General features: G+C 64.4%; 18 protein-coding genes and 2 pseudogenes. 12 read left to right on the top strand and 8 right to left on the bottom strand.

What is annotated here, in order from left to right:
* Both AC1DVA_RS22650 and AC1DVA_RS22645 read right to left on the bottom strand, forming a co-directional pair.
* Positions 1 to 709, bottom strand: a pseudogene (locus AC1DVA_RS22650) (adenylate cyclase); the annotation flags it as partial.
* A gap of 370 nt (positions 710 to 1,079) precedes the next feature.
* On the bottom strand, positions 1,080 to 1,502 hold the full coding sequence (locus tag AC1DVA_RS22645) for an autotransporter domain-containing protein (RefSeq protein WP_476807361.1): 423 nt from the start codon (positions 1,500 to 1,502) through the stop codon (positions 1,080 to 1,082).
* Positions 1,503 to 1,925: 423 nt separating this feature from the next.
* Between AC1DVA_RS22645 and AC1DVA_RS22640 the strand changes: the two genes are divergently transcribed.
* The 3 genes from AC1DVA_RS22640 to AC1DVA_RS22630 all read left to right on the top strand — a co-directional run bounded on the left by AC1DVA_RS22640 (position 1,926) and on the right by AC1DVA_RS22630 (position 9,399).
* Positions 1,926 to 7,268, top strand: coding sequence for an autotransporter-associated beta strand repeat-containing protein (locus tag AC1DVA_RS22640; RefSeq protein WP_476807360.1), 5,343 nt, complete (start codon positions 1,926 to 1,928; stop codon positions 7,266 to 7,268).
* Between the two features lie 443 nt (positions 7,269 to 7,711).
* Positions 7,712 to 8,329 carry a glutathione S-transferase family protein gene (locus AC1DVA_RS22635; protein WP_476807359.1) on the top strand — a complete coding sequence of 206 codons (618 nt, stop codon included), beginning with the start codon at positions 7,712 to 7,714 and terminating at the stop codon, positions 8,327 to 8,329.
* Positions 8,330 to 8,763: 434 nt separating this feature from the next.
* Positions 8,764 to 9,399, top strand: coding sequence for a hypothetical protein (locus tag AC1DVA_RS22630; protein ID WP_476807358.1), 636 nt, complete (start codon positions 8,764 to 8,766; stop codon positions 9,397 to 9,399).
* A 165-nt stretch (positions 9,400 to 9,564) separates the two neighbouring features.
* On the opposite strand, the gene AC1DVA_RS22625 is transcribed toward AC1DVA_RS22630, so the two are convergent.
* The 3 genes from AC1DVA_RS22625 to AC1DVA_RS22615 all read right to left on the bottom strand — a co-directional run bounded on the left by AC1DVA_RS22625 (position 9,565) and on the right by AC1DVA_RS22615 (position 13,961).
* Complete coding sequence (locus AC1DVA_RS22625) at positions 9,565 to 10,389, bottom strand: MipA/OmpV family protein (protein ID WP_476807357.1); 825 nt, start codon at positions 10,387 to 10,389, stop codon at positions 9,565 to 9,567.
* 1,076 nt (positions 10,390 to 11,465) lie between these two features.
* The gene (pgm, locus tag AC1DVA_RS22620; RefSeq protein ID WP_476807356.1) at positions 11,466 to 13,115 is read right to left on the bottom strand and encodes a phosphoglucomutase (alpha-D-glucose-1,6-bisphosphate-dependent); all 1,650 of its coding nucleotides are present in this window, start codon (positions 13,113 to 13,115) and stop codon (positions 11,466 to 11,468) included.
* A gap of 138 nt (positions 13,116 to 13,253) precedes the next feature.
* Entirely contained in the window at positions 13,254 to 13,961 is a 708-nt protein-coding gene (locus AC1DVA_RS22615; RefSeq protein ID WP_476807355.1) for a thermonuclease family protein, read from the bottom strand.
* 216 nt (positions 13,962 to 14,177) lie between these two features.
* On the opposite strand from AC1DVA_RS22615, the gene AC1DVA_RS22610 reads away from it, so the two are divergent.
* The 5 genes and pseudogenes from AC1DVA_RS22610 (at position 14,178) to AC1DVA_RS22590 (ending at position 18,127) form a co-directional block, all read left to right on the top strand.
* Positions 14,178 to 15,524, top strand: coding sequence for a UDP-glucose dehydrogenase family protein (locus AC1DVA_RS22610; protein ID WP_265054491.1), 1,347 nt, complete (start codon positions 14,178 to 14,180; stop codon positions 15,522 to 15,524).
* Positions 15,521 to 16,765, top strand: a pseudogene (locus AC1DVA_RS22605) (endo-1,4-beta-xylanase). Before AC1DVA_RS22610 ends, AC1DVA_RS22605 begins: the two are co-directional and overlap by 4 nt.
* The gene (locus AC1DVA_RS22600) at positions 16,762 to 17,328 is read left to right on the top strand and encodes a glycosyltransferase family 2 protein (RefSeq protein ID WP_476807354.1); all 567 of its coding nucleotides are present in this window, start codon (positions 16,762 to 16,764) and stop codon (positions 17,326 to 17,328) included. The pseudogene AC1DVA_RS22605 and the gene AC1DVA_RS22600 overlap by 4 nt, the downstream one beginning before the upstream one ends.
* Before the next feature lie 5 nt (positions 17,329 to 17,333).
* Positions 17,334 to 17,774: a hypothetical protein gene (locus AC1DVA_RS22595; protein WP_476807353.1), complete on the top strand. Its 441-nt coding sequence runs from the start codon at positions 17,334 to 17,336 to the stop codon at positions 17,772 to 17,774.
* Between the two features lie 62 nt (positions 17,775 to 17,836).
* Positions 17,837 to 18,127 carry a DMT family transporter gene (locus AC1DVA_RS22590; protein WP_476807352.1) on the top strand — a complete coding sequence of 97 codons (291 nt, stop codon included), beginning with the start codon at positions 17,837 to 17,839 and terminating at the stop codon, positions 18,125 to 18,127.
* A gap of 94 nt (positions 18,128 to 18,221) precedes the next feature.
* Here AC1DVA_RS22590 and AC1DVA_RS22585 read toward each other — a convergent pair whose 3' ends face one another.
* Positions 18,222 to 19,640 (bottom strand): mannose-1-phosphate guanylyltransferase/mannose-6-phosphate isomerase, encoded by a 1,419-nt coding sequence (locus AC1DVA_RS22585; RefSeq protein WP_476807351.1) that lies wholly within the window; start codon positions 19,638 to 19,640, stop codon positions 18,222 to 18,224.
* Positions 19,641 to 20,078: 438 nt separating this feature from the next.
* Between AC1DVA_RS22585 and AC1DVA_RS22580 the strand changes: the two genes are divergently transcribed.
* The gene (locus tag AC1DVA_RS22580) at positions 20,079 to 20,351 is read left to right on the top strand and encodes a hypothetical protein (protein WP_265054496.1); all 273 of its coding nucleotides are present in this window, start codon (positions 20,079 to 20,081) and stop codon (positions 20,349 to 20,351) included.
* Between the two features lie 50 nt (positions 20,352 to 20,401).
* Entirely contained in the window at positions 20,402 to 21,823 is a 1,422-nt protein-coding gene (locus AC1DVA_RS22575) for a phosphomannomutase (RefSeq protein WP_265054497.1), read from the top strand.
* Positions 21,824 to 21,966: 143 nt separating this feature from the next.
* Here the strand turns inward: AC1DVA_RS22575 and AC1DVA_RS22570 are convergent, their stop codons facing one another.
* The gene (locus tag AC1DVA_RS22570) at positions 21,967 to 23,214 is read right to left on the bottom strand and encodes a porin (RefSeq protein WP_265054498.1); all 1,248 of its coding nucleotides are present in this window, start codon (positions 23,212 to 23,214) and stop codon (positions 21,967 to 21,969) included.
* 537 nt (positions 23,215 to 23,751) lie between these two features.
* On the opposite strand from AC1DVA_RS22570, the gene AC1DVA_RS22565 reads away from it, so the two are divergent.
* Together AC1DVA_RS22565 and AC1DVA_RS22560 are read left to right on the top strand one after the other, a co-directional pair.
* A complete protein-coding gene (locus tag AC1DVA_RS22565; RefSeq protein ID WP_265054499.1) occupies positions 23,752 to 24,120 on the top strand; it encodes a hypothetical protein in 369 nt (122 codons plus the stop codon).
* Between the two features lie 105 nt (positions 24,121 to 24,225).
* Positions 24,226 to 25,224 (top strand): hypothetical protein, encoded by a 999-nt coding sequence (locus AC1DVA_RS22560; protein ID WP_476807350.1) that lies wholly within the window; start codon positions 24,226 to 24,228, stop codon positions 25,222 to 25,224.
* Position 25,225: 1 nt separating this feature from the next.
* Here AC1DVA_RS22560 and AC1DVA_RS22555 read toward each other — a convergent pair.
* On the bottom strand, positions 25,226 to 25,425 hold a 200-nt coding region (locus AC1DVA_RS22555), incomplete at its 5' end, for an integrase core domain-containing protein (RefSeq protein ID WP_476807349.1).

The following is a 25,425-nucleotide window of genomic DNA, read 5'->3' as shown; positions in this document are numbered from 1 at the left end:
AGGCAGCTGAAGTCTGACCGCGAAAGATCGTCAGCTCTTCGTTCGGAACGAGCTGCGAGATGACATCGTCGGCAAGTCCTGCCGCGAAAGCCTCGAATTCGGCATTCTCAGTGAGGTTGACGAAGGGCTTCACGACGAGTGACAGCCGTGCCGGGCTCACTGGCGCAGCCGGGATCGGTCCATTCGCTATCGCCACGAAGGCCACCAAGGAGCTGATCGCGAGCGCTGAAGTGGCGCCGACAAGCCAAGGAAGCCTCAGCCAATCGCCCATTCGCTGGCGGGATGGTTCGTCGGGTGGGGGATCGGATGGCGAAAGCGGCGCAGGGTCGATCTGATCGTTCAATTGCCAGCGGAAGCTAGGCACATAGCCCCCCTTGGCAATCTCGATCACAAGCGGGTCGGTACTGCCTTCGAGCAGGTAATACCGCTCCAATCCGCGCCTGAGCCGCCCCGCCTCGATGCGAACGACGGGGTCGTTCAGGACGTCGAAATTTGCCCTCCGGCCGAAGACTTCGACTGCGATCGAATAGGCCTTGATGCGGTCTGCCCGGCCAAAGAGCGTCTCTTCAACCACAAAGGACAGAAACCGGCGCACCCGCTCGGGCACCTTAAAGTCGTCACTTGCTAAAATGCGACCCAGTTGGGCACGAATATCGTTTTCAGAGATCCCAGGAACAACGCAGGAGCCACTGCTGGAACGCGTCGGCATTATCAAGGCCCTTCGAATACGCTTAGCACCATCTCGAACAGATGGGGAAATTACTGCAACAGCGCGGTGACACGCAGAGCGCTAACCGGTCAGCCAAACWCTCGCCCCTGCTGTCCCTAAGGTCAATTGAGGGATCGCTGCGCCATGCCCAAAATCAGTGAAGGGCAAGGAGTGCATCGACCCGCCCTCACATATCGAGGTCGGCATTATGACCCGGATCGAGGAGCGCGGGCGCGCCCGTCTGAAACTGCGTTTTCCTGATTGGCGGGCCCGTTTTGATCTGGCCGCAAGCGAACCCTTTCTCGACCTTTGCGAGGCGTACGAATTGGCGCATGTGGGGCTGGATTACTGGACCAGGTCAGACGCACCGTYACGCGACGAGATGATTGCAGAYTAYCGAGACCTGATGGCCTCCCTGGAGTTGGAAGCCCAGATCTGGGCAGATCGCGAGATCGAGGGGAGAAGTCACGCCAGAAAGCGTTAGCTGGACAGTGTTCCTCGTGATCTGCGCATCGATCCCGGCCTTGATCTCGCCCCAGGCTCCGCCAAGATCCGAGCGGAAGGGGATAAAGCCGGTCGCCGAGGAGAACGAGGTCTTGGGGCTGCCCAGGAACTCGTTCCAGAGGCTCGCCTTCAGCGAGGCGGTCATCATGCGCGGTTTGGAACTCGTTGTCCCCTCGTCGAGCGCCCAACTTCTGGCGAGGCGAGCGCCGATCCGTCCGGCCAGTGACTCGAATTCCGAAAAGCGCACCAGAGCCGCCCCGTCATTGCCGGAGCCGTTGACCAGCGTCACGGCTGTAACGGGCAGCAGGGCAGCGAGACGGTTTTCAGGGGCGCCGAAAAGGCGGCGCTGGCCAGGGGGTTATCGTGTGCTAACGCTTCATCGAACGTCTGCTTCCGGACCGAGATCGAAGGGGCAAAATCGACCGACCCCGGCCTTGGCAACGTCCGGTTCCCGGCTGCTCGCCTGGCGGTTGAGAGCGCGACGTCCGTTCCCATCGCATCGGCGAGGCTGCAGGCAGCGCAGCGAAAGCGTTCGTCGGGCGGCAGACCGCTAGATCGCAGGCCGCGGCGCAGCCGGCATGTGGTGTCCGCGTAACAAATGCAGAGACTGATCCGCATCAGCGCGGGTGCGCTTGACAGGGACTGCGCTAGGTCATCGAGTTACGATCGCTGCGACGATGCCGTGATCCAATGACGAAGGCTTGCGTCTCCCATGCCGTACCGCAAGACGACTGCCCCTTCGCGTCTCGCGCTACTGCTCGGCGTCAGTGCCGCGGCTTTTGCCGCCCGATCTCCGGCCTTCGCCCAGGATGCGACCTGGCTGGGTGTGACGGGCGACTTCGGCACGGCTTCGAACTGGATCGGCGGCGTCGTTCCGAGCGGCACGGCAACCTTCGGGGCGACTGGCGCGACAGCCGTCACCACGGTCAACCAGACCCTCGGCGGCTTCACATTCGCGGCTGGCGCCTCCGCCTATACTTTCGGTATGGGGGGAAGTCTGGGCTTCATCGGTGCCGGTATTGTCAATAATTCCGGCCAAATTCCGACGCTGAACAATTCAGGAACTCTGGCTTTCCTCAACAGCAGCACGGCCGGGAACGCTACGATCCCGAATAATGGCGGCCTGGAGTTCTACAACGCCAGCACGGCTGGCAACGCCACGATCTCGAATAATAGTTTCTGGGATTTCTACGACACCAGCACGGCTGGCAGCGCCGCGATCACGAATAATGGCGTGCTGGTTTTCAACGACGCCAGCACGGCCGGAAATGCCGCGATCACGAATAATTTCGACGGCGGCCTGACTTTCGACCACAGCAGCACGGCCGGCAACGCCACGATCACCAATTATGGCGACCTGGGTTTCTACGACAAGAGCACGGCGGGCAACGCGCGGCTGATCACCACGGCTGCCGGTATCACCGCCTTCCTCGGCACCGGGCCGCTCGGGGACGGCCAGGTCTCGGCCGGCTCTATCGAGGGGGATGGCGCCTACCACCTTGGCAGCGTGCATCTGACGGTCGGCGGCGATGGCCTGTCGACCGAGGTCAGTGGCGTCATCAGCGGGGTCGGTGGCGCCTTGACCAAGACCGGGGCGGGCGTGCTGACCCTCTCGGGCGCCAACAGCTATAGCGGCGGGACGACGATCACTGCCGGCTCGATCATCGCGGGCAACGATTCAGCCTTTGGCGCCGGTTTGGTGACGCTGAATGGCGGCACGCTGGCGACCACCGGTACGCGCGGCATCGCCAACAACGTCTCGCTGGCTAGCTCCAGCGCGATCAGCGTGCTGGACGCGACCGCGACGCTCAGCGGCGTCATATCGGGTTCAGGCGGCTTGACCAAGACCGGGACCGGGGCGCTGACGCTATCTGGCGCCAATACCTATACCGGCGGCACGACGATCAATAGCGGCAGACTCTCGATTTCCGCCGACAACCATCTCGGCACTACAGCTGGGGCCGTGACATTCAATGGCGGCACTCTGGCAACTACCGCAAGCTTCACGACGACTCGCAATGTGACGATGAACGCCACTGCGACGATCGATGTCGCCGCGGCCACCACGCTGACGGCAAACGGCAATTTCACCGGCGCCGGCGCGATCGCCAAGAACGGAACCGGCGCGCTGACGCTGGGAGGCAACAACGCCGGCGTCACAAACGGTTTCCTGCTCAACCAGGGCACCTTAAGTCTCGCAACCACGGCCGCCGCCAGTTTCCAACGCGTTGGCGCGACCGGGGCCAGCGTCCTCGACCTCGCCAACGGCGTGACTATGTCGGCAAACACGCTGCTGTCGGGAAGCGGCCTGCAGTATCAGGTCGCGGCCGGAACGGCGATGATTTCGGGAAACATCTCCGACCCCGGCGGACCCTTCACCTACGCGAAGATCGGCGCGGGCACGCTCATTCTGACCGGAACTGGCAATACCGTTGCCGGCCCGCTCACCCTCTCCGGCGGCACGCTGCAGATCGGCAATGGCGGCACCAATGGCTCGCTCGGCACCGGCAACATCCTCAACAACGCCGCGCTCGTCTTCAACAGCAGCAGCCTGGCCTATGCCGGTGCGATCACCGGCATCGGCACGATCGCGCAGAACGGCGGTGGTCGGACAACTCTGAGCGGCAACAGTTCGGCTTTCGCAGGCGCGACCACGGTTGCCGCAGGCGAGCTCCGGGTCGATGGTTCGCTTGGCGGCACTCTCACGGTCAATGGCGGCACGCTCTCGGGCATCGGCACGATCGGCGGCGCGGTCACGGTCAATGCCGGCGGGACGCTGTCGGCCGGCAACAGCCCGGGCACCCTCACCGTCGGATCGCTGGCGCTCAGTGCCGGCTCGAATACCGTGTTTGAGCTTGGCACCGCAGGCGTCGCAGGCGGCTTGACCAACGACCGCATCGTCGTCAACGGCATCGGTGCGGCCGGCAACCTTGCATTGGGTGGGACGCTTGCGGCCACAGCGGCCTCGGCCGGCTATTATCGTCTGTTCGACGTGACCGGCGGGGGCACGATCAGCGGCGGCTTCAGCGCGCTTGCGCTCACCGCTCCCACCGTTCCCGGAGCGACCGGCACGGTCTACAGCATGCCTGCCGGCGTGCCGCCGCAGGTCAATCTTGCTGTGATCGGAGCCGGCCAGACCCTGCAGTTCTGGGACGGCGCAGACCAGGCCGGCAACGGCACCGTCAATGGCGGCACGGGAACCTGGAACGGCGGCAACACCAACTGGGCGGTGGCGCCGGGCGAAGTGGGCTTCAATGCCCCGTGGTTGAACTCGGTCGGCGTGTTCCAGGGTACAGCCGGCACGGTTACGGTGTCCGGCACGCAAAGCTTCGACACGCTGCAGTTCAACAGCGACGGCTACATCCTGAACGGCGGCGTGCTTGGCCTCGGGGTCGCCGCAGGCGGCACGATCAACACGGCATCCGGCGTCATCACGACGATCGGCTCGGCCATCATCGATGGCGCCGGGACCAGCCTGACCAAGGTTGGTCCCGGCACTCTGATCCTCACAGGCGCCAACACCTATTCCGGAGGCACCACGATCGGCGGAGGCACGTTGCAGGCCGGCAGCGCATCCGCTCTCGGCTCTGGCCCGCTGACGCTTGCCGGCGGTACGTTCCAGGCGGGAACGGGTTTCACCAACACCTTCGCCTCCGCCATTGCAGTCGACACGAGCGGTGGTGCCATCGACGTGAACGGTCAGGTCGTCACGCTGACCGGCAACATCACAGATGGCAACGGGGCCGGCGGAGTGCTCTCGCTGCTCAACTCCAGCGCCGACATCGGCCGGGTAGATCTCAGCGGCAGCAACAGCTACAGCGGCCCGACCGCGGTTGGCGGCGGCGTGACGCTGGCAGCAGCGGCCAACGGCGCATTCTCTCCGAACTCCGAAGTTATGCTGGCGCCGAACGCTGCCCTGATGGCGGATGGCCATGCCGTGACCGTTCGCTCGCTCGCCGGGAGCGGGCTGGTCGTCAACGGCCATGATACCCAGGCTGGATCCCTTACCCTTGCGCTCTCGTCAGGCACAGCGAGTTTTGCCGGGAGCATCGCCGACGACGGGCCCGGCGAGACCGGAGCGACGCTGGCGCTGACCAAGACCGGCGCGGGTACGCAGATCCTTGCCGGTGCCAACAGTTATACCGGCGGCACGACGATCCTGGGAGGGACGCTGCAGATCGGCGCGGGCGGCACAAGCGGCTCGATCACCGGCGACGTCGCCAATGGCGGGGCGCTGGTCTTCAACCGGTCAGACGCTTTTAGTTTTGGCGGTGCCGTCTCGGGTTCCGGCACATTGCGCCAGGCCGGCACGGGCAGGACGACGCTGACCGGCATTAGCAGCTATACGGGCGCCACCTTTGTCGATGCCGGCACGCTCGTGGTCAACGGCTCGATCGCGGCGTCCTCGGGTGTGACGGTCGCGGCCGGTGCCGCGGTCGGCGGAACCGGCACCCTGCCTTCGCTCACCGTGAACGGCACGCTGGCGCCGGGCAATTCGCCGGGAACGCTGACCGTCAATGGCAACCTCGTGATGGGGGCGCGCTCGACCTATATCGCCGAGGTCCAGGGGCCGCTGGCGGACCGGGTCAACGTCACCGGCACGGCCTCGCTGGCGGGCACGCTGCGGCTGGTGCCGCTCGGCGGCGCCTACAGCTTCAACAGCGCCTACACGCTGCTCTCGGCGGCGGGCGGGCTCGGCGGCACAAGCTTCAGCCCGGTCGACACCACTGGAACCTTCGGCGACGGTATCACCACGGCGGTGAGCTACACCGGCAACGACGTGCTGCTGACGCTGACGCCGAAGCCGTTGGCGCCGATCATCGATCCGGGCGTGCCGCAGCCCCTGCCCGAGCCCACACCGCCGCCGACAAGCCCGCGTCTCGGCGTCGGGCGCCCGGCCAATGCCCTTGCCGTCGCCTCGGCTATTGACGGCGCGGTGGCGAGTGGCGCCGATCCCTCGGCCCTATTCGGCATCTACAACCTGCCGGCGGCGTCGATCCCGGCGGCGGTGAACAGCCTCTCGGGCGAGGTCCACACCGCCGCACCCGCCATGGCCCATGCCGCCTCCGACCAGTTCCTGCGCATGATGCTCGACGGCGCGGGCGCCGGCCGCCTGTCCGGCGCGCCCGGCGGCCCCGGCGGTGCGACGGGCTTCACCGCCGACCTGCCGTCGAGGCAGGACGGGCCGGGCCGCCCGAGCTTCGACCCGGCGCGCTTCTCACTCTGGGGCGCGACCTTCGGCTCGACCGGACGCAATGACGGCGACCGAGCCGTGGGCTCGGCCAACCGCAACCTCTCCGATGGCCATGTCGCTGTCGGTGCCGACATCCGGCTCGGCGCCAACACGGTCGCGGGCGTCGCGCTCGCGGGCGGGCAATCGCGCGCCTCGCTGTCGGGCGGGCTCGGCAAGGCGCAGGCCGATGTCTTCCAGGCCGGCCTCTATGGCCGCACCACGCTGGGCACGGTCAACCTCGCCGGCGCGCTCGGCTATGCCAGGCTCGACACCGACACCGCCCGCGCCATCCCGGCACTCGGCCGCAGCGGTGTTGCTGCCTCCTATGCGACGCAGGCCTTGTCCGGCCGGATCGAGGCCAGCCTGCCGGTGGCAGGCTGGGGTAGCCTGACGCTCTCGCCGCTCGCCGCCTTCCAGGCGGTGCGCGCGAGCAGCCCGGCCGCGATCGAGCGCGACGGGTCGGGGGCAGCCACCGGCATGCTGACGCTGGCGCGGCGTTCCGACATGACCAGCCGCAGCGAACTCGGCCTGCAACTCGACGCCAACCTGATCGCGGGCGCCACTCCCGTTACCGGCTTCGTCCGCGCCGCCTGGGCGCATTACTACCAGCGCGACGCGCAGCTTGCCGCCTCGCTCACCGGCCTGCCCGGCGCGAGCTTCGCGGTGACCGGCGCCAGGCCCGACCGGAATGCCGCGCTCCTCGCCGCCGGCGCCGATATCAGGCTCAGCCAGACCGTCAGCCTCGGCATGCGCGTCGACTCGGAACTGTCCGGGAACACAAGCCGCATCGGCGGCACCGCGCAGCTCAGGGTCAGCTTCTGAGCAGAGACGGCGCCAGCTCTGATCGAGATCAGCGCTACGGCGCCACACAATGTCAGCCATCGGCATTTCGTGGAGCGGCCGCTCCACACCCCTTGGCTGTCCCAAACAACGTCAGCTCTCGGGCACATTATCGAACGAAAAAGCTCATTTTCCGCTGAGGCCGATCAGCGTCGCGGATGGGTGGTGGTCCCGGTCACACGCCCGGAGCTGTCGCAATAGGTCGTCGTCCCATGGGAGGACAAATGGAAAAACAAGTGTTCAACGGGTTGGCGCTTATTGCAGCCGCCATTGTGCCGAGACGATCGGCTTAAGGTCTGAGAGTAAGATCGACGTTGCGACCTCTCGACTTGTCGCAAAAAGTGCGGTTTCTACGGTGATGCTGAAATCGGAGATTCGTCGCTTAATCGGGAATTTGCGACAGGGTAGGAAAAGGAAGAGATTACGTGAAGATTTGGGGCCGCATAAACTCGACCAACGTTCGAAAGGTACTCTGGAGTGCTGGGGAGCTTGGCCTGACTTACGAACACATCAATGCCGGCGGCACTTTTGGCGTGGGGCGCGATCCAGACTACTTGGCGATGAACCCCAACGGTCTTGTCCCCTGCCTAAAGGATGGCGATTTGGTATTATGGGAATCAAACGCCATCGTACGCTATCTGGCCAGACAATACGGACTCCCGCCCTTCGCGCCGGCTGATGCTGCGGCTTGGGCGAGTGCAGACAAGTGGATGGATTGGGCTTCCCTGTCCTTCGCCGGTCCTTTCCGAGACCTGTTCTGGAATCTTGTGCGTTGCTYACCCGACCAACGCAACGAAACCGAGATGAAGCGCGGCGAGGTGCARTGCGCGCGCCTRATGGCAATTGCAGACGATGCCTTGGCCTCSTCGCCATATCTGTCCGGCGAAACCCTTGGAATTGGCGATGTGCCGTTGGGCTGCATCGCYTATGCGTGGTTCTCMCTTCCGATCGAGCGGCCGGCGCTGAAAAATCTGAAYGAATGGTATGAGCGCCTGTGTGGRCGGCCRGMATATCRGACGACAGTAATGACGCCGCTCACCTGAGCCGGCTCTCCGAGCCAGCGCAACAGASSRCGGYTCATTGGATCGTCGCCGCTTCGCCYGGCTCCACGATGACSCGGAACACATGCAGGACTTGCCGGTGCGGGCCTCCAGGATTGCCCTGATGCGGGCATGCCGGTCGACTTCAGTGACACAGGCGATGATGTGCCCCTCGACGGTGCGCGGTGGAGCCAATGTCGCCCTGACCGCCTCCAGCTTGGCGATGCGCGTCGCCCAATAGACGCAACGGGGCCGGTCGCTCTCCAAATCGCGACAGCCTCCGCGTAAATCGGCTTTGCTCAGGGCCAATCCTGCTCGTCGACATTCCCGTGCCGATGCCCCCACGCTGGGTCCCAGGGAACAAGGAGCGGAAGCATCCGTTCACGAGTAGACTGAGGCTGCGCGCTAAACCGCGGTCCAACGCATCCGGTGGTGACATGAAGGACGGAAACGGAAATTCACTTTCCCCGGCCCAGGAAGCTGCGATCCGGAACGGACTTCGACCCGCTGAGGAGATCTCTGAGAGGGGCCTGGCTTACGATCTAGTTGCCAAGATTGCTCGGGAGCATGGGGTGGGAGTAGATGCGGTAGAGGTTGCCCTAGCAGCGCTCCGTCGCGGCAAGGGCTCAATGGCCCAATTTTCTCATCCCGAGTTTGGGGGGCTGGCCCAATGGACTGCCGGCGGGATGAGCATGGTCGGTGACATGTTCAATGCCGGGACAAAGGCAAAGCTAGATGGAGTTCTCCACGATCTGGCTGATGCGCTCCGGCGCGGCGAAGTTGAGATGGATGAGGCGAGGGCCGCCACAAGCGGGTTGGCGCAAGTGAGCGAATTGGGCTGGCCTGCTGAGTTTGGCCGCCCAGCGACGGCGGGCAGCCAAAACGACATGCGGTACGCGTTCTTCCCGACAGCCCGCCGCCTGGTCATCGAGGACGGAACCAAACGGACAGTTTATGACACGGGGGAGCACATAATCTCCGGAGCCTCCCAACAGCAGAGTTCCGATCGGACGCTGACGTTCCAAAGCCAGCTCGGCGTGGTAGATATCGGAGACCTCCCAATTCTGCGTTAGCGCGAGCGGATGCTCGTGCAACATTGGGCAGCCCCGCTTGGCTGGCGGGCTGAACGCTCAGGCGTGCACGCACGGAGATCGACGGTGCTACGCCGATGCTTCGGCAGATAAAATACGTCATGGATCGTCACGACATGGATCGGCCATGGCGACCCCGCGATGTTTTCAGTTCCCCCATGCAAACGAGTAGGTCGCGCCAAGTCCGAAGGTCAGCTGGTCGCGTTCACCAATTACACGCACGATCGGCGAATTGTGGGCAGAGCCCATCAACCGGTCGTACTTTATGAACGCGCGCGTAGTCCAGACTGGCGACCACTGATAGTCGAGGGCCGCGCCCACACCGACCGATTTCAGCCCGCCCTTGGCCTTGTAGGGCGTTACGATGCCATTGACGGCGGATTCCGCTGGCGAGATGCCGAAGTTGCGATCCATATAGGAGCCRTTGGCAAGGGATACGCGGGGACCACCCGAGAGCGTAAATGCGCCGAAGCGCTCGACCCAATCCACCGAAGCGTCGGCGATGACGCCATGATGCCCATGAAAGCCCTGGCGGACCTCCAATCGGGTGCGCAGCCGGTCATGGATGGGCCAGAATTCAACAAAAGCGCCGGCCTCGATCGTCCACGGCACATCTCTCAGGCCAAAAAGCTGGTCGTCGCTGCCGCTGTAGCGCCCGGATTGAAATTTTGCGACAGGGCCGAAGCTGAACGTCTTGCTCTGGAAAAGCCTATAATCCAGCCCATCATCAGGCGCGCCAAACGAAGGCGTCTCGCCAGGACGGCGAAAGCTCAACGACGGCGAGCCAGAGAAGCTGAATTTGTTGGAACCGGGATATTCGGGGCCGAGTTTTGCCGTCCCACCGACCGATACGATCCACCCGGACGCCGGCTGCTCAGCGTAGATGCGAACGGCCGGGTCGGCAGCCAGAGCGGCAAAAGCTGTCGCCACAAGCATAACGGGCGCGATTAGTGGAACTTTCAAATACGACAAATCGCCCGCTCCTCGCTGGTGCGCTGCACCATTGGCACATTCTGTTTGACCTACCAAGGAGACACTTGCTCGGGCGCCCAGCATGCCGCGGTTCAATCTGTTCGCGGATGCGAGCGCGGCAGCCGCGGGTGTCGTTGCCCATTGCCTGATCGCTGTCGAGCGGCTTTCGCTCAACTCGGCGGCGGAGAATTTTCAGGTGCGACAATTTGGCCGCGACGTTCGCGTGCGAGCGCTGAAATGCGTAGGCAGTCGACAGAAAAGTTGGCCTTTATGTTGGCCTATGAGGAAATATGGAAATTAAATACCATTTAATATCAGATATTTCTGAGACGATTCCGAGTCCCTCTCCCGCTACCATCTTCCTTCACTACCATTTTCCCTGAGAGCGAAGGCCTTCAAGCGAAGGCCGTTCTTCGACGCCGATTCGGCCGTTCCCGCTCGCGGGCACCCACCCGGCTGCCTGGCCCAAATCCGCCTCTTCCCGCTCTGGCGCAAACGATCATGCGGGATGAGATCTCGCGCCGAATTCCGCCCGGGCTCTGGCGCCGATGCCATTGCGAATCTGATCTTGGAGAGGGCCAGCTAACATCCGATCAATGTCATGTGATTGTTCATGTCACACATCGGAATCTTGGGAGGTACACCAGAGAAGTCGCCATTCGGCCAGACCACACACTGGTCCAAAATCGCTTGGACACTTTTCGGAATAAACCGGAGCCTGAGTGTGTTGATCGAATTGAGCTTTGAGTTATGGTTTAGAACCAAAAAAATATGGGAGGAAATAATGATAACTGCGATAGCCACCGCGTGGTTATTTTGCGTTGCAATATTTCTTGAGCTCGCCGACCGGGCGCCTGCCATCGACTGTTGAGGAGGCGTCGCCTGCTCCGCTTAGAGTGTATCGCTGGCGGCAGCCCGACAAATTGGAGTGACCATGGCGCGCAAGAGCGTGCCACGGCCTGATATATTCCGCCGGATTGGTCAGCTTCGCTGAAATCCGAAGTATGATCCGCGGCGGCCGCCGACGCTCCGGGCGACGACAAGACCGCACGCTTCCATCGCCGGATCGGCGGCCATCAKGCCGCAGCGAAAGCCGCGTCGACGATCTGCCGCGCCTCGTCCTGGATGCGGGCGAGATGGCCTTCGTCGCGGAAGCTCTCCGCGTAGATCTTGTAGACCTCCTCGGTGCCGGAGGGTCGAGCCGCGAACCAGCCGTCTGCGCTCGTGACCTTGAGCCCGCCGATCGCCGCGCCGTTGCCGGGCGCCTCGCTCAGGACCGCCGTGATCGGCTGGCCGGCGAGTTCCTTCGTCGCGATCTGCTTGGCCGAGAGGGTTTTCAGCACCGCCTTCTGGCTCGCCGTCGCCGGCGCGTCGACCCGCGCGTAGCATGGCTTGCCGAGCTCGCCGGTCAGCTTGTCATAGAGCACGCCCGGATCATCGCCGGTCTTCGCGGTGATCTCGGCGGCGAGCAGGCCGAGGATCAGCCCGTCCTTGTCGGTCGTCCAGACCGAGCCGTCCTTGCGCAGGAAGGAGGCCCCCGCGCTCTCCTCGCCCGCAAAGCCGAAATCGCCCGAGATCAGCCCGTCGACGAACCATTTGAAGCCAACCGGTACCTCGACCAGCCTGCGCCCCAGCTTCGCCGCGACCCGGTCGATGATCGCGCTCGACACCACCGTCTTGCCGATGGCGGCATCCGCCCGCCAATCGGGGCGGTTGGCGAAGAGATAGGCGCTGGCGGCAGCAAGGTAGTGATTCGGGTTCATCAGCCCGCTGCTGCGCGTGACGATGCCGTGCCGGTCGGCATCGGTGTCGTTGGCGAAGGCGACGTCGAACCGGTCGCGCATGCCGATCAAGCCGGCCATCGCATAGGGCGAGGAGCAGTCCATCCGGATCTTGCCGTCCCAATCGGCGGTCATGAACCCGAATGTCGGATCGACCTCCGTGTTGACGATGGTTGCCTTCAGCCCATAGCGGTCGATGATCGGCTGGTAGTAGTCCAGCCCCGCCCCGCCGAGCGGGTCGATGCCGATCGAGACGCCGGCCTTGGCAATCGCCTCCATGTCGACGACATCCGCGAGATCCGCGACATAGCCGCTGATATAGTCGTGCCGCCGGACATGCGCGCTCTTCAGCGCCTTGTCGTAGGGAATGCGGCTGATACCGGCGAGCTTGGCGGCGAGAAAGGCGTTGGCCTTCTTCTCGATCCAGCCGGTGGCGTCGGTGTCGGCCGGGCCGCCATGGGGCGGATTGTACTTCAACCCGCCATCGGCTGGGGGGTTGTGAGAAGGCGAGATGACGACGCCGTCCGCCTTCGCCGAGGTCCGGCCCCGATTATAGGTCAGAATCGCGTGCGAGATGACCGGCGTCGGCGTGAAGCCGAGCTTCTGGTCGATCATCGTGGTCACGCCGTTCGCCGCGAAGACCTCCAGCACCGTCTCGAACGCATTGCGCGAGAGCGCGTGGGTGTCGATGCCCAGGAAGAGCGGCCCGTCGATGCCCTGCTCACGGCGATAAAGGCAGATCGCCTGGGCGATGGCGAGAATATGCGCCTCGTTGAAGGATTTGGAAAAGGCCGAGCCGCGATGGCCCGAAGTGCCAAAGGCGACCTGCTGCGAGCGCTGCGACGGATCCGGCTGGTCGAAATAGGCTTTGGTCAGAGCCCCGACGTCGACGAGCATGGCGGGTTCCAGCCGCTTTCCGGCGAGCGGGCTCACTGAATCAGTCATGAAAGGTCTCGGGTTGGAAGCCTGCGGAAAAGGCCGCCGTTATAGACGGCGGCGGCCGAAGAGTCGCGGCCGAAAAAGGCCTGAGCGCGGCAGGCGGGCGCAACCGAAGGCGGCCCTTCGCTCGAAATTCGCGTCGCTTCACGGCGCACGCAGCGTCCATCCACCCCGCCAGAGGCCGGCGCGCTTGGCTTGGGCTTCTCTGAGCTCGTCCGCGAAGCTTGCTTCGCCATCCGGCAATGGCCGCGCCCAGCCCTGCAGAACCAGCAAATGCGCGATGTCGCCTCCCGGCGCGCCGGCACTCGCCTCGATACGGCAATCGGCGGCGATGGTTCCGTCCGCGAGGGCGCGGCGGGGTTGGCAGAACAAGCTGCGCCCGGCGACCAGATTGTGCAGCGCGGCACGAGCCTGCAATCCGCAGGACCAGCGCGTCTCCCCGTCCAGGCAGACATCGCCAGCACGAGGACCGTCGACGCGCGCGAAGCGGATGACCTCCTCCTTGAATTTGAAGCTTGTGCCGTCGACCGAACGCAAGGGCGCGGCAACCTCGATGACAGGCAGGTCGCTCAGGTCGTCTGGGTGCTTGCGCCGTGTGACCTCGACGGCCGCAGCTTCCATGCGGGCCGCGAGCTTTTCCTGTAAGGGCGGCGATCCCAAGGATTCCGGCATCCCCGTCGCCACGGCGGCGCCCGCTTGCGGATCGGCGAGCCTGCTCGGTTCTCTCGTCAGAATCAGCATCAGAGCTGCGCACGCAACGACGATTCCGACGGTCAGAAATAAAGAAGGCAGCGCGACGCCCGTTTGCCTGAAACGCTTGCGCAAGCGGAACACGAACACAGGTGTCTTCACATCGAATTCCCGTTTCGCACCATTCCAGCCTATGGCGTCATGCTATCGCCAAGCATCTCCGGCAATGTCGTGCGCAAGTGCGAAGAAACGTCAACCGGCGCGACATGCCCGGGCGCAAATTTGCGCCCGCTCGCGCGAAAGACGGTTCATGCTCGCACTTGCGTCAAAGGCAGGCTATTATTCGCAGTCGCAAGATGTTTCCTTCTGGAGTTGACGATGAAGATCGTGATGGTCGGATCAGGTTATGTCGGACTGGTGTCCGGAGCCTGTTTCGCTGATTTCGGCCACGAGGTGGTCTGCGTCGACAAGCAGGAAAGCAAGATCGCGGCGTTGAAGAGCGGTGATATCCCGATCTTCGAACCCGGCCTCGCCGATCTCGTTCGCAGCAATGCCGCCGCCGGACGATTGTCCTTCACGACCGACCTTGCCGGCCCGGTCGGCAGCGCCGATGCGGTTTTCATCGCGGTCGGCACCCCCTCTCGCCGCGGCGATGGCTTCGCCGACCTGTCCTATGTCTACGCGGCCTCCCGCGAGATCGCGCAGGCGCTCGGCAGTTATACGGTGATCGTCACCAAATCGACCGTGCCCGTCGGCACCGGCGACGAGGTCGAGCGAATCGTGCGCGAGCTCCGGCCGGATGCCGAGTTCGCGGTGGTGTCCAATCCGGAGTTCCTGCGCGAAGGTGCGGCGATCGAGGATTTCAAGCGGCCCGACCGCATCGTCATCGGCACCGAGGACGAGCGCGCCCGCACCGTGATGGCCGATATCTACCGGCCGCTCTACCTCAACAGCGCGCCGATATTGAACACCAGCCGCCGCACCGCGGAGCTGACGAAATACGCCGCCAACGCCTTCCTGGCGACCAAGGTCACCTTCATCAACGAGATGGCGGATCTCTGCGAACAGGTCGGTGCCAACGTCCAGGACGTGGCGCGCGGCATGGGTCTCGACAACCGGATCGGCTCCAAGTTCCTCCATGCCGGCCCGGGCTATGGCGGTTCCTGCTTCCCGAAGGATACGCTGGCTCTGATCAAGACCGCTCAGGATTACGGCACGCCCTCGCGCATCGTCGAGGCTGTGGCGGCCGTGAACGACCAGCGCAAGCGCGCCATGGGCCGCAAGGTCGTCACCGCCTGCGGCGGCTCGGTGCGGGGCAAGACGGTCGCGGTCCTCGGCCTCACCTTCAAGCCGAATACCGACGACATGCGCGACTCGCCCGCCATCTCCATCATCACGGCGCTGCAGGACGGCGGAGCGACGATCCGCGCCTTCGATCCGGAAGGCATGGAGCCGGCCAAGGCTGTCCTGCCGGGCGGCGTCACCTATTGCGGCAACGCCTACGAATGTGTCGAAGGCGCCGACGCGACGGTCATCGTCACCGAATGGAATATTTTCCGTGCGCTCGATCTCGATCGGGTCAGGACGCTGATGAAGACCCCCGTGCTGGTCGATCTGCGAAACATCTATCGCGGCGAACAAGTCCGCGAAAAGGGTTTCGTCTATGCCGACATCGGGCGCGGCGTGCTGGAAGCCACCTCCATCGACAATGAAGACGCGGCCTGAGGCCTGTATCCGGGGGGCGAGGTCATGGTCTCATTTCCTCTCCCCGGCTCGGGGAGATCCACTACGGCTGGGCCATTGCTGACGCGGCGTGCTGCCTGCGCCGGCTTGCTGGCGGCCGCCAGCCCCTCAAGGCCGCCGCGGCGGAGGGCGACAGCCTCGCACAGATAGCCGCGCGCAAGGGCATCCGCTTCGGCTCGATGGTGAATGCCAAGCATCTCGATGACGCCGCGCTGAAGGCCTTGATCGCGCGCGAATGCGTGATCGTCGTGCCCGAGAACGAGATGAAGTGGCGCTTCGTGCAGCCTACCAAGGGGCATCTCAATTTCGGCCCGGCGAATGCGATCGTCGATTTCGCCGCCGGCAACGGCATGGCGCTGCGTGGCCATACGGCCGCCTGGCACAATGCCGTTCCCAAATGGGCAGCCGAGGAAATGACTGCCTCCGGCCGCTTCGCACCGGCGCTCGCCTATCTCGAAGCGGCGATGACACGCTATCGCGGCCGAATCCTGGAATGGGATGTCGTCAACGAGGCCATCGACCCCCGCAGCGGACGGGCCGACGGCTTGCGCGATTCGGTCCTCCTGCGCACCGGCGGGCCGGGCTTCATCGCCGATTGCTTCAGGGCAGCGCAGGCGGCCGACGGCACCGCGCAGCTTTTCTACAACGATTTCGGCATCGAGTATCACTGGCCCGATATCCTCGCGCGCCGCACGAGCCTGCTCAAGCTGCTCGAAGGCTTGAAGAAGGAAGGCGCCCCGATCCATGGCCTGGGCATTCAGGCGCATCTCAAGGTCGGAAACCGCTTCGTCGAATCGAGCTGACGCTCCTTCCTGAAGGAGGTCGCGGGGCTGGGGCTGCGCCTCTCGATCACCGAGCTCGACGTCGACGATACCCGTCTCCCGGGCGATCCCAGCAAGCGCGATTCCGCCGTATCCGATCATCTCCGGCAGTTTCTCGACGTCACGCTCGACGAGCCGGCAGTCAGGACGCTCCTCACCTGGGGCATGTCCGACCGCTATTTCTGGCTGAGCAGCTTCTTCCCCCGCTCGGACGGCCTGCCGTCCCGCGGCCTGCCCTACGACGCCGAGATCGTACGAGGTCGATGCGCGCAACGCTGGAACAAGCGTTGCTCTCGACGAGAACAAGATCGTGGGAACGTACCAGTGCGGAACATGTCTGTCCCGGTTTTACTACGCCCGTCCCGGAGCATCTCTCGAACTCAGGTTGTCGTCGAGCCATGAACAGTTTGCTGCACTCATTCTCGGCTGCCCACACCGTCCTTCCGCCGTCGCCCCGCAGCGATTATCTGTCAGTCGTCATTCCCTGTTTCAACGAGGAGGAGGGTCTCGGCGAAGCCCTCAAGCGGGTCGACGCCGCCTGCATCGCCGCTGCCGTTCCGGCCTATGAGATCATCCTGATCGACGATGGATCGCAGGATCGCACCTGGGAAATCATCTCGGCAGCCGGCCGAGAGAATCCCCACATCGTCGGCGTCAGGCTCGCCCGCAATTTCGGGCACCAGCTCGCGCTCTCCGCCGGTCTGACCATCGTCACGGGCGACCGTATCTTCGTGCTCGATGCCGATCTTCAGGACCCGCCGGAACTGCTGACCGACATGATGCGGCTGATGGATGAAGGGGCCGATGTCGTTTACGGGCAGCGCCAAGAGCGCGAGGGAGAAACCGCGACCAAGAAGCTCACGGCCAAGCTTTTCTACCGCTTCCTCGCGAAACTCACGGACATCGATATCCCCGTCGATACCGGCGATTTCAGGCTGATGAGCGCCGCGTCGTCGAGCTGCTGATCAGCATGCCGGAGTCTAACCGCTTCATCCGCGGCATGGTGAGCTGGGTCGGCTTCAAGCAGGTTGGCCTGCCCTATCGGCGGCGCGAGCGCTTCGCCGGGACGACCAAATACCCGCTCAAGAAGATGCTGCGTCTGGCCGTGGATGCCATTACCGGCTTTTCCATCAAGCCCCTGCGCGTCGCCTCCTATTGCGGTGCAGCATTCGGCCTGGCCGGCTTCATTCTGATGATCTACGTGGCCCTGAGCTGGTTCGACAACAGCACGATTCGAGGCTGGACGAGCTTGATCAGCATCGTGCTGCTGCTTGGAAGCGCCCAGCTCATCGTGCTCGGCGTGATCGGCGAGTACATCGGGCGCCTGTTCATCCAAGGCAAGGGCCGGCCGAACTTCATCATCAGCGACGTGACTGGCGGTGGCGACAGCGTCCGCGCCCTACCGCGCTAGGCAAGGTATTCGATGTCCCCGCTCGTCCTGACCCTGCTCATCGCCTCGGTCTGCTGCGCTGCTTGCGGCAATTGCTTTTCAAGGCCGGCGCCAGCGGCGCCTCCACACCGATCGATTTCGTCAACCTGAATGTCATCGTCGGCTTGTTCTGCTACGGCATAAGCACGCTGATCTGGATCTGGGCCTTGTCGAAGGCCAACCTGGTCACGGTCTTCCCCTTCACAGTAATGACCTTCGTCCTCGTCTATGTCGGGGCCGCCGTCATTTACAGGGAGCCGGTCACGACACTCGGCCTGGCCGGAGCAGGCCTGGCAATGCTCGGCTTGTTCATGATCGTCCGCAGTTCAGCCTGATCCCAGGCGACCCGTTTCCGAAGGGGCATGCCGAGGAGGAATGCGTCCGCGCGACCGACGCATTCCTCTGCGTCATGACGCCGCGGAGGACGGCTCAACCGCGTGCATAGATGTCCTCGATCCGGACGATGTCGTCCTCACCGGTGTAGCTGCCGACCTGCACCTCGATGAGATCCAGATCGATGCGACCGGGATTGGCGAGCCTGTGGACGCATCCGATCGGCAGATAGATCGATTCGTTCTCGTGAACGATGCGCACCTGGCTGTCGACCGTCACCTCGGCACTGCCGCGCACGACCACCCAGTGCTCCGAACGGTGAAAATGCTTCTGGAGGCTGAGCTTGCCGCCGGGCTTCACCCGGATGCGCTTCACCTGGAAGCGATCGCCGATATCGATGCGCTGATACCATCCCCAGGGGCGGTAGCCCCGCAGATGCTCGCTCGCCTCGCGGATGCCGTCCTTTTTCATCTGCTCGACCAGCGTCTTGACCTTGCCCGCCTGCGCCTTGTCGGCGACCAGCACCGCATCGCGCGTGGCGATCACCACCATATCCTTCAGCCCGATCGTGGTGAGCAGCATGTCGTCGCTGCGCAGCAGCGATCCTTCGGTTTCCATCGCCACGACCGGCCCTTGCGCGATGTTGCCCCGCTCGTCCTTGACCATCACATCGTGCAGGGCATCCCAACTGCCAATGTCGGACCAGTCGAACCGGGCGGCCAGAACACCGGCATTCGCCGTCTTTTCCATGACCGCGTAGTCGATCGAGATCTTGCGGACGGTGCCGAAGGCGGCCGCATCCAAGCGCAGGAAATCAAGGTCGCGCTGCGCCGCATCGACGGCGGCCCGCGCGCCCTCGATCACCTCCGGCGCGAAACGGGCGAGCTCTTCGAGCATCAGCGCCGCAGGGAAGACGAAGTTGCCGCTGTTCCAGAGCAGCCCGGCTTCCACATATTCGCGCGCCTTCGCGGCATCGGGCTTCTCGACGAAGCGCTTGAGCCGCCATGCATTGGAAGCCGGCAACGGATCGGCCGGCTCGATATAGCCATAGGCGGTGGACGGCGACGTMGGCACGATACCCAACGTCATGATCAGCCCCGTCGCGGACAATTGTCCCGCCACGGCGCAATCGGCCCGGAAGCCCTCGGCATCGACGACGACGTGATCGGCCGCGAGCACGAGCGCCAATGCGTCGGGATCGCGGCGCTGCGCGAGCAGTGCACCCACGGCGACAGCAGCGGCCGAATCCCGCCTCTCGGGCTCCAGCACGATCTCGCCTTGAACGCCGACGGCTTGCATCTGCTCCGCCGCCACGAAGCGAAACTCATGATTGGTCACGACGATCGGTGCCGAGAATCCCTCGGAGCGGACGCGCAGCAATGTGGCCTGAAAGGTGGAGAGGCCGTCATCGAGAAGCGAGATGAACTGCTTGGGCATCGTGTCGCGCGAAAGGGGCCAGAGCCGCGTGCCCGATCCTCCAGCGATGATGATGGGGCAGATCTGCGATGACGGCATTTACGCTTCTCCAGCGGCACGGGGAATGTCGACAAAGCATTAGGCTCGCAGATTGCCCAGCACAAACCATGCCGTACTGCCGGCACAGGATTTGCTCATGGTTATTACGATCAGCTGGCGGTCCGGCCGGAGGAGGAAGCCGGTCAAAAGGCGTAGTGACGACGCTTGTGGCTTCTTCACTCATGCACAAGGTGATGCACGTTTACCCAGTGTCAGACTTCCTCGCGGCGACAGGCCCCATTTGAGGAGACGGCCAGCATGGTGGCAAGCATTGCCGTCAAGTCGGGGGTCATCGGCTCCGCCCGCCTGCGAACCGCGGGACACTGTAGCTTCCACGAGACTTAACGGCTAAGCGGAACCGGGGGTGGGATCATGCGTCGCCTAGCAGTCGCGTTTGCGCTTCTTGCCGGAACCGGCGAGGTCGCGGCGGAGCCGGCCTTGGCTTTCATGCACGGCACCTGGCGCGATGAGCAGCACGTCCTGCTGATCGATACCGATCGCATGCAGGCAAACACCGATCCGGCAAAACCGTTTCAGCGCGACGCGCTGACCTTTCGCAATCTCGCCGGCCGAATGGTCGTGTTCGATATCGGCTCACGCCGGTATATAGGTTTGTTCGAGGGCAATGAAATGCAGCTCAGCGGCGGCGAGCTCGAAGGCGTCGTCAAGCTGCGGCGCGTCATGGGACCCCGATTGAAAGGCCCTTTTTAACAGATCGACCATCACATCCAGTGAGAGACGGTCACCGGGACGAGGTACGCATGTCTTCCCTGAAATTCGGCACTTCCGGCCTGCGCGGCCTCGTCAGCGAACTGGTCGGACTGCCGGCTTACAGCCATGTCCGCGCCTTCTGCGCCATGCTGCGCGACGATGATGCGGCAGGTCCCGCCGGCGAGGTGCTGATCGGGCAGGATCTGCGCTCGTCGAGCCCTCTCATCGCCGCCCAATGCGCGCAGGCGGTTGCCGATGGCGGCCTCGTTCCCGTCGATTGCGGCGCCTTGCCGACGCCGGCCCTGGCTCTGGCCGCGATGAAGCGCGGCGCGCCCGCCATCATGGTGACCGGCAGCCACATTCCCGACGACCGCAACGGGCTGAAATTCTATCGGGCACAAGGCGAGATCGACAAGACCGACGAGGCGCGCATCCTGGCCTGGCATGCCAAGCTTGCCCTGACAGCCGCTCCCGATGTCTCGGTCGAGCCCGCGCGGAGCGAGGCCATCGCCGACTACCGCGCGCGCTATGTCACCTTCTTCGGCAGCGATGCCCTCGCCGGCCTGAGTGTCGGCGTCTATCAGCATTCCTCGGTCGGGCGCGACGTGATCTGCGATGTGCTCACCGCGCTCGGCGCGGCCCCCGTCGCGCTCGGCCGCAGCGACCGGTTCATTCCCGTCGACACCGAGGCTCTGCGGCCGGAGGATGAGGAGCTGGCGCGGCAATGGGCCCTGCAAAACCGGCTCGACGCGATCGTCTCGACCGACGGCGACGCCGACCGGCCGCTCGTCGCCGATGAGGCCGGCCGCTTTCTGCGCGGGGACCTCGTCGGGGCGCTCACCGCAAAATTCCTGGACGCAGACGCAATCGTGACTCCGGTCACCTCGAACTCCGCCCTCGACCGGCCCGGCTTGTTCGAAAAGGTGCTGCGGACCCGCGTGGGCTCCCCCTATGTCATCGCCGGCATGGCAGAGGCGAAAGTTGACGGCGCACGGGCCGTGGTCGGTTTCGAGGCCAATGGTGGCGTGCTGCTCGGCTCCGACATCAGACGCGACGGCCGGTTGCTTGCCGCCCTGCCGACGCGCGACGCGATGCTGCCCATCCTCGCGACGCTCGCCACGGTCAGGTCATCAGGCAAGAAGCTGAGCGCTATCGCCGCCGAGGCGAATTTCGCGGTGGCCCTGTCGAACAGGCTTCAGGAGATTCCGCAGGACAAGACTGCGGCCCTGATCGCCAGGCTCGATGCGGAGGATTCCGGCTTCCGTGATGCCGCCTTCGGGATGCGCGGTGGCGTCGCCGCGCGCGATCGGCGCGACGGCTTGCGCCTGACGCTCGCGGACGGCGCGACAGTGCACTTCCGCGCCTCGGGCAACGCGCCCGAACTGCGCGTCTATGTCGAGGCGGCCGAGCAGGCGAGTGCCGAAGAACTGCTGGCCGAAAGCCTGGCCTTCGCCGCGACGCAGACGCGCTGAGCGGGTTTCCCGGGACGAAAGCAGCTTAAATCCCGCTGCGTGGCGAGGTCGTGCCTCGATCGACGGCCGGGACCGCAGAAGTGCTTGCCCGCAGCCCGGGCTTGGCTTGTCCGGGCTGTTTCCAGCGGATTACCGCCAGTCGATCAGAAAACCCGTTCGATGAAGAGCTGCGCCGAGCTTTGCCTGCCGGAAAGCCCTGCGGCGAGCGCCAGCCCTGTGATGTCTATCCGTTGCCAGGCAACCGACCCCTCGAGGCCGAGGCGCAGGCCTTTCGCCGGCTTCCAGATGACGTTGGCCGCCAGCCGGTCGATCCGCACCTGGCCGGTTGCATCGCCGACACGCGGCAATGTCAGCATGTACCGGCTGATATAGGCATTGCTCGACCATTCGTCGGTCCACTCCCAGCCGAGCGAGACGACGCCGGACCAGCCGCGCGAGGTCTGATCCCCCGACAGGAATGGCAGGGCCGTGCGCCGGTCGAGCTGAGAGCCGATATAGGGCGCCGCGTTGACCGCTCCGGCGATCTGGCCGGAGAGCGTGAATGACTTGTCCAGCAAATCGCCTTCCCAGGTCGCGCCGATGATCGCGGCGCGGCCGGAGAGGCTCGCGGCACCGATGCGCGGGACCTCGCGCAAGGCCACGGCACCGTGCAGTGTCAGCTCATCGCCCTCATAGACGAGACGAGCCACGCCGTCGGGCACACGGCGCCCCGCGCTCGCCTGCGGAATGCGCTGGTCGGCGGCGACATCCTCGGCGGACAAGGAGAGACTGATCGTGTCCGTGAGCGGGCGCTCGTAGCCGATGAGCGCGACGGTGCGGCTGGGAATTCGCGCGATGAAGGCGAATTCGTCGCCGGCCCAGAAATCGAAGCGCGAGCTTGCCAGCCCGGCGCTGAACGCTCCCAGCGTGACGCTCGCCTCACCGATGGTGATGTCGTTGCCACCTTCGCTGTTCGTGTCGAACGAGAATTCGAAAGCGGCCGCCAGATACTGGCCGTTCGCGAGCGACTGGCCGCTCTCGATCCGGAACGTCGTGCTCAATGGAAAGCTCGTCGCATTCTGCGGCACCAGCCCCGTCGCGCGCGCCGAGGCATTCGCCCGATACTCATCGCGTTGCAGCCCCGCATTCACCGTGCCGGAGATGGCGATGCAACTGCCCAGGCCGGGCGAGACGAAGCCGGAGGGCGGGCGATCCTCCTCGTCCTCCTCCTCCGTGTCGTCTTCCTCGTCGTCATCATCCGCAGCCTGCGCATCCGCGGCTTTGAGAGAGACGGCCGGAGGCTTCGGAAAGACCGGGGCGAGGTCGGGAGCTTCGATCTTGCAGCTTCGCAGCAGCAGCGGAGGTCTGCCGGCGGCCCGTGCCTCTCCGGCAAACGTTCCAAACCAGATCAAGATGCACAATCCCGCCGAACACGAGGCCGGGGCCCACAGGTCCCGGGTGCCCGGCTTGGCAATCATGCGCATCTGGCCCGAGTACCGGACCCGCTTGCTGGCAGCACTTGGTTTCAATCTCTGATCGCTTCCAGGGCTCGGCCTGTTTTGGATCTTTCGCCAAAGGATGGAATGGCGCGACAGGCCTTTCTCAACGACAGGGCAACCATGCTTTGCTCCCCGCGATTGACACCAATGTTGCTGTACACCTTGATCTCAAAACACGCCGAAGGCGACAATAGACTTGCCCGCATCCTCCATAGGGCATCGATCAGAACGAACAGCATTTTTCGATTTGGACGTAGTGCCCCGCGTCGGAGCACATCCGTGACCGGCGACTTCGGCAAGGATGATGATGGTTGCGACGCGGCAGTGTTTCCAACCGCGTGGTGCCGAATTGCCCCTCCGCCCGGCCCGCCGCTGTTTTTCCGTTTGTGGACACGTGGGAGATGACAGATGCAGAGAGGCAAAAGACTGGCCGGCCTGGGAGCTCTCCTTATGGCCCTGCCGTTGCTGAGCAGTGCGGCGCAAGCAATCGATCGGCTGGAGGGAGCCTGGGCGACGAGCGCAGCGAGCTGCGACGAGGCCTTCGTCAAGCGCAAGGGCAAGCTCGCGCTCAAGCGTTCGGCTGAAGGCTGGAGTGCCTTTATCGTACGCGGGAACCGCATCGACGGCGCGAATGCCACCTGCCGGGTGGTGTCCGCCAAGCAGAATGGCGACGTGACGACCGCGCTCCTCAGCTGCGCGGACAAGATCATCTTCGACACCATGAAGGTCTCGCTCCGCTTCAAGGACGACGGCACCTTCGTCCGCTTCGATCCCGAATTCCCGGAGGTGGAAACCAGCTATCACCGCTGCGACCGCTGACAGCGTTCGCTCGACCCAAGGACTAATGGCTAAAGGAGAACGCGGATGCGGAACGCTTTCAGGTTGCACCTCCGGACCACGGTCGCTCTTCTGTCGATCACGTGCATGCTCGTGCCGCCGGCAACGCCGGTTCTGGCCCAGGCCGGGCAGCCCGCGAACGCGCAGACTGCCGGCGCGGCACAGGCCGGGATCGCCTGGCCCCGCGTCATCGACGACGCAGCGCGCAGCATCACCATCTATCAGCCGCAGATCGAGCGCTGGCAGGACGATATGCTGGAGGCCCGTGCCGCCGTCGCGGTCGACAAGCCCGGCACCGACGCGCAGACGCTCGGCGTCGTCTGGCTCAAGGCACATACGGCGATCGATCGTGAGAACGACCTCGTGACGCTCGATAATATCGAGGTCGTGAAGGCGAGTTTCCCTTCCGATCCGGCCAATGCCGATGCCTATGCCGCCGCGCTGCGGCAGCATGCGGGCGGCGGATTGCGTACGATTTCGTTGTCGCGGCTGCAGGCAAGCCTGCAGGTCGCCGAGGCCGAGACGGCGACCAAGGCCCTGCCCGTCAGGAACGATCCGCCGAAGATCATCTTCAGCGAAACGCCCGCAATGCTCGTCCTGGTCGACGGCAAGCCGCAGCTGCGCCAGGTCACAGGCAGCAAGCTGCTGCGCGTCATCAATACCCCGGCCTTGATGCTCTTCGATGAGGGCAGCGCCACTTACTACCTGCGTGCACTCAGGAAGTGGTGGTCGGCCAAGGCGCCCGATGGAAGCTGGGCCGTTGCGGCAAGCCCGCCGGCAACCCTGGCCGCCGCTCTGAAGGCTGCCGGATCCCGCGCCAACCTGATGGACGAGGCCCCGCCCGAGATTGCGGATGCCATTGCGGGCGGCAGCCTGCCAAAGCTGGACGTCAGCCTCGAGCCCGCCGAGCTGATCCAGGCGACCGGCCAGCCCGAATATGCGCCGATCCCCGATACGCAGCTGCTCTACGTCAAGAACACGGCTAGCCAGATCATCGTCGATGTCGGCAACCAGGATCATTACGTCCTGATTTCAGGTCGCTGGTTCCGCTCTCTGGCCTGCCCCCATCAGGTGGCCCGGTTCTAATCTAATGCATGGTGGGCTTGTCGGCCACGGTTGAGATGGCCGGCGAAGCGGGTTGGGTTTTCGTAGGCGGCCAGACCACAGCGACCGGTGCTGGCGGCTTGTAGCCGAGCGAGGAGTGCGGGCGCCGGGTATTGTAGTGCTGACGCCAGCCCTCGATGACGATCCGAGCCTCGGCGAGGCTGTAGAACAGCTCGCCGCTCA

The organism is Allobosea sp. P4_C6 (assembly GCF_056402015.1).
The sequence above is the reverse complement of the archived record's forward strand: the minus strand, read 5'-3'. Positions and strand labels throughout refer to the sequence as shown.

Coding starts and splice junctions, on each gene's coding strand:
- AC1DVA_RS22575 (WP_265054497.1), top strand. CDS start 20,402: ATGTCTTCCCTGAAATTCGGCACTTCCGGCCTGCGCGGCCTCGTCAGC.
- AC1DVA_RS22560 (WP_476807350.1), top strand. CDS start 24,226: ATGCTCGTGCCGCCGGCAACGCCGGTTCTGGCCCAGGCCGGGCAGCCC.
- AC1DVA_RS22600 (WP_476807354.1), top strand. CDS start 16,762: ATGAACAGTTTGCTGCACTCATTCTCGGCTGCCCACACCGTCCTTCCG.
- AC1DVA_RS22640 (WP_476807360.1), top strand. CDS start 1,926: ATGCCGTACCGCAAGACGACTGCCCCTTCGCGTCTCGCGCTACTGCTC.
- AC1DVA_RS22630 (WP_476807358.1), top strand. CDS start 8,764: ATGAAGGACGGAAACGGAAATTCACTTTCCCCGGCCCAGGAAGCTGCG.
- AC1DVA_RS22595 (WP_476807353.1), top strand. CDS start 17,334: ATGCCGGAGTCTAACCGCTTCATCCGCGGCATGGTGAGCTGGGTCGGC.
- AC1DVA_RS22610 (WP_265054491.1), top strand. CDS start 14,178: ATGAAGATCGTGATGGTCGGATCAGGTTATGTCGGACTGGTGTCCGGA.
- AC1DVA_RS22565 (WP_265054499.1), top strand. CDS start 23,752: ATGGCCCTGCCGTTGCTGAGCAGTGCGGCGCAAGCAATCGATCGGCTG.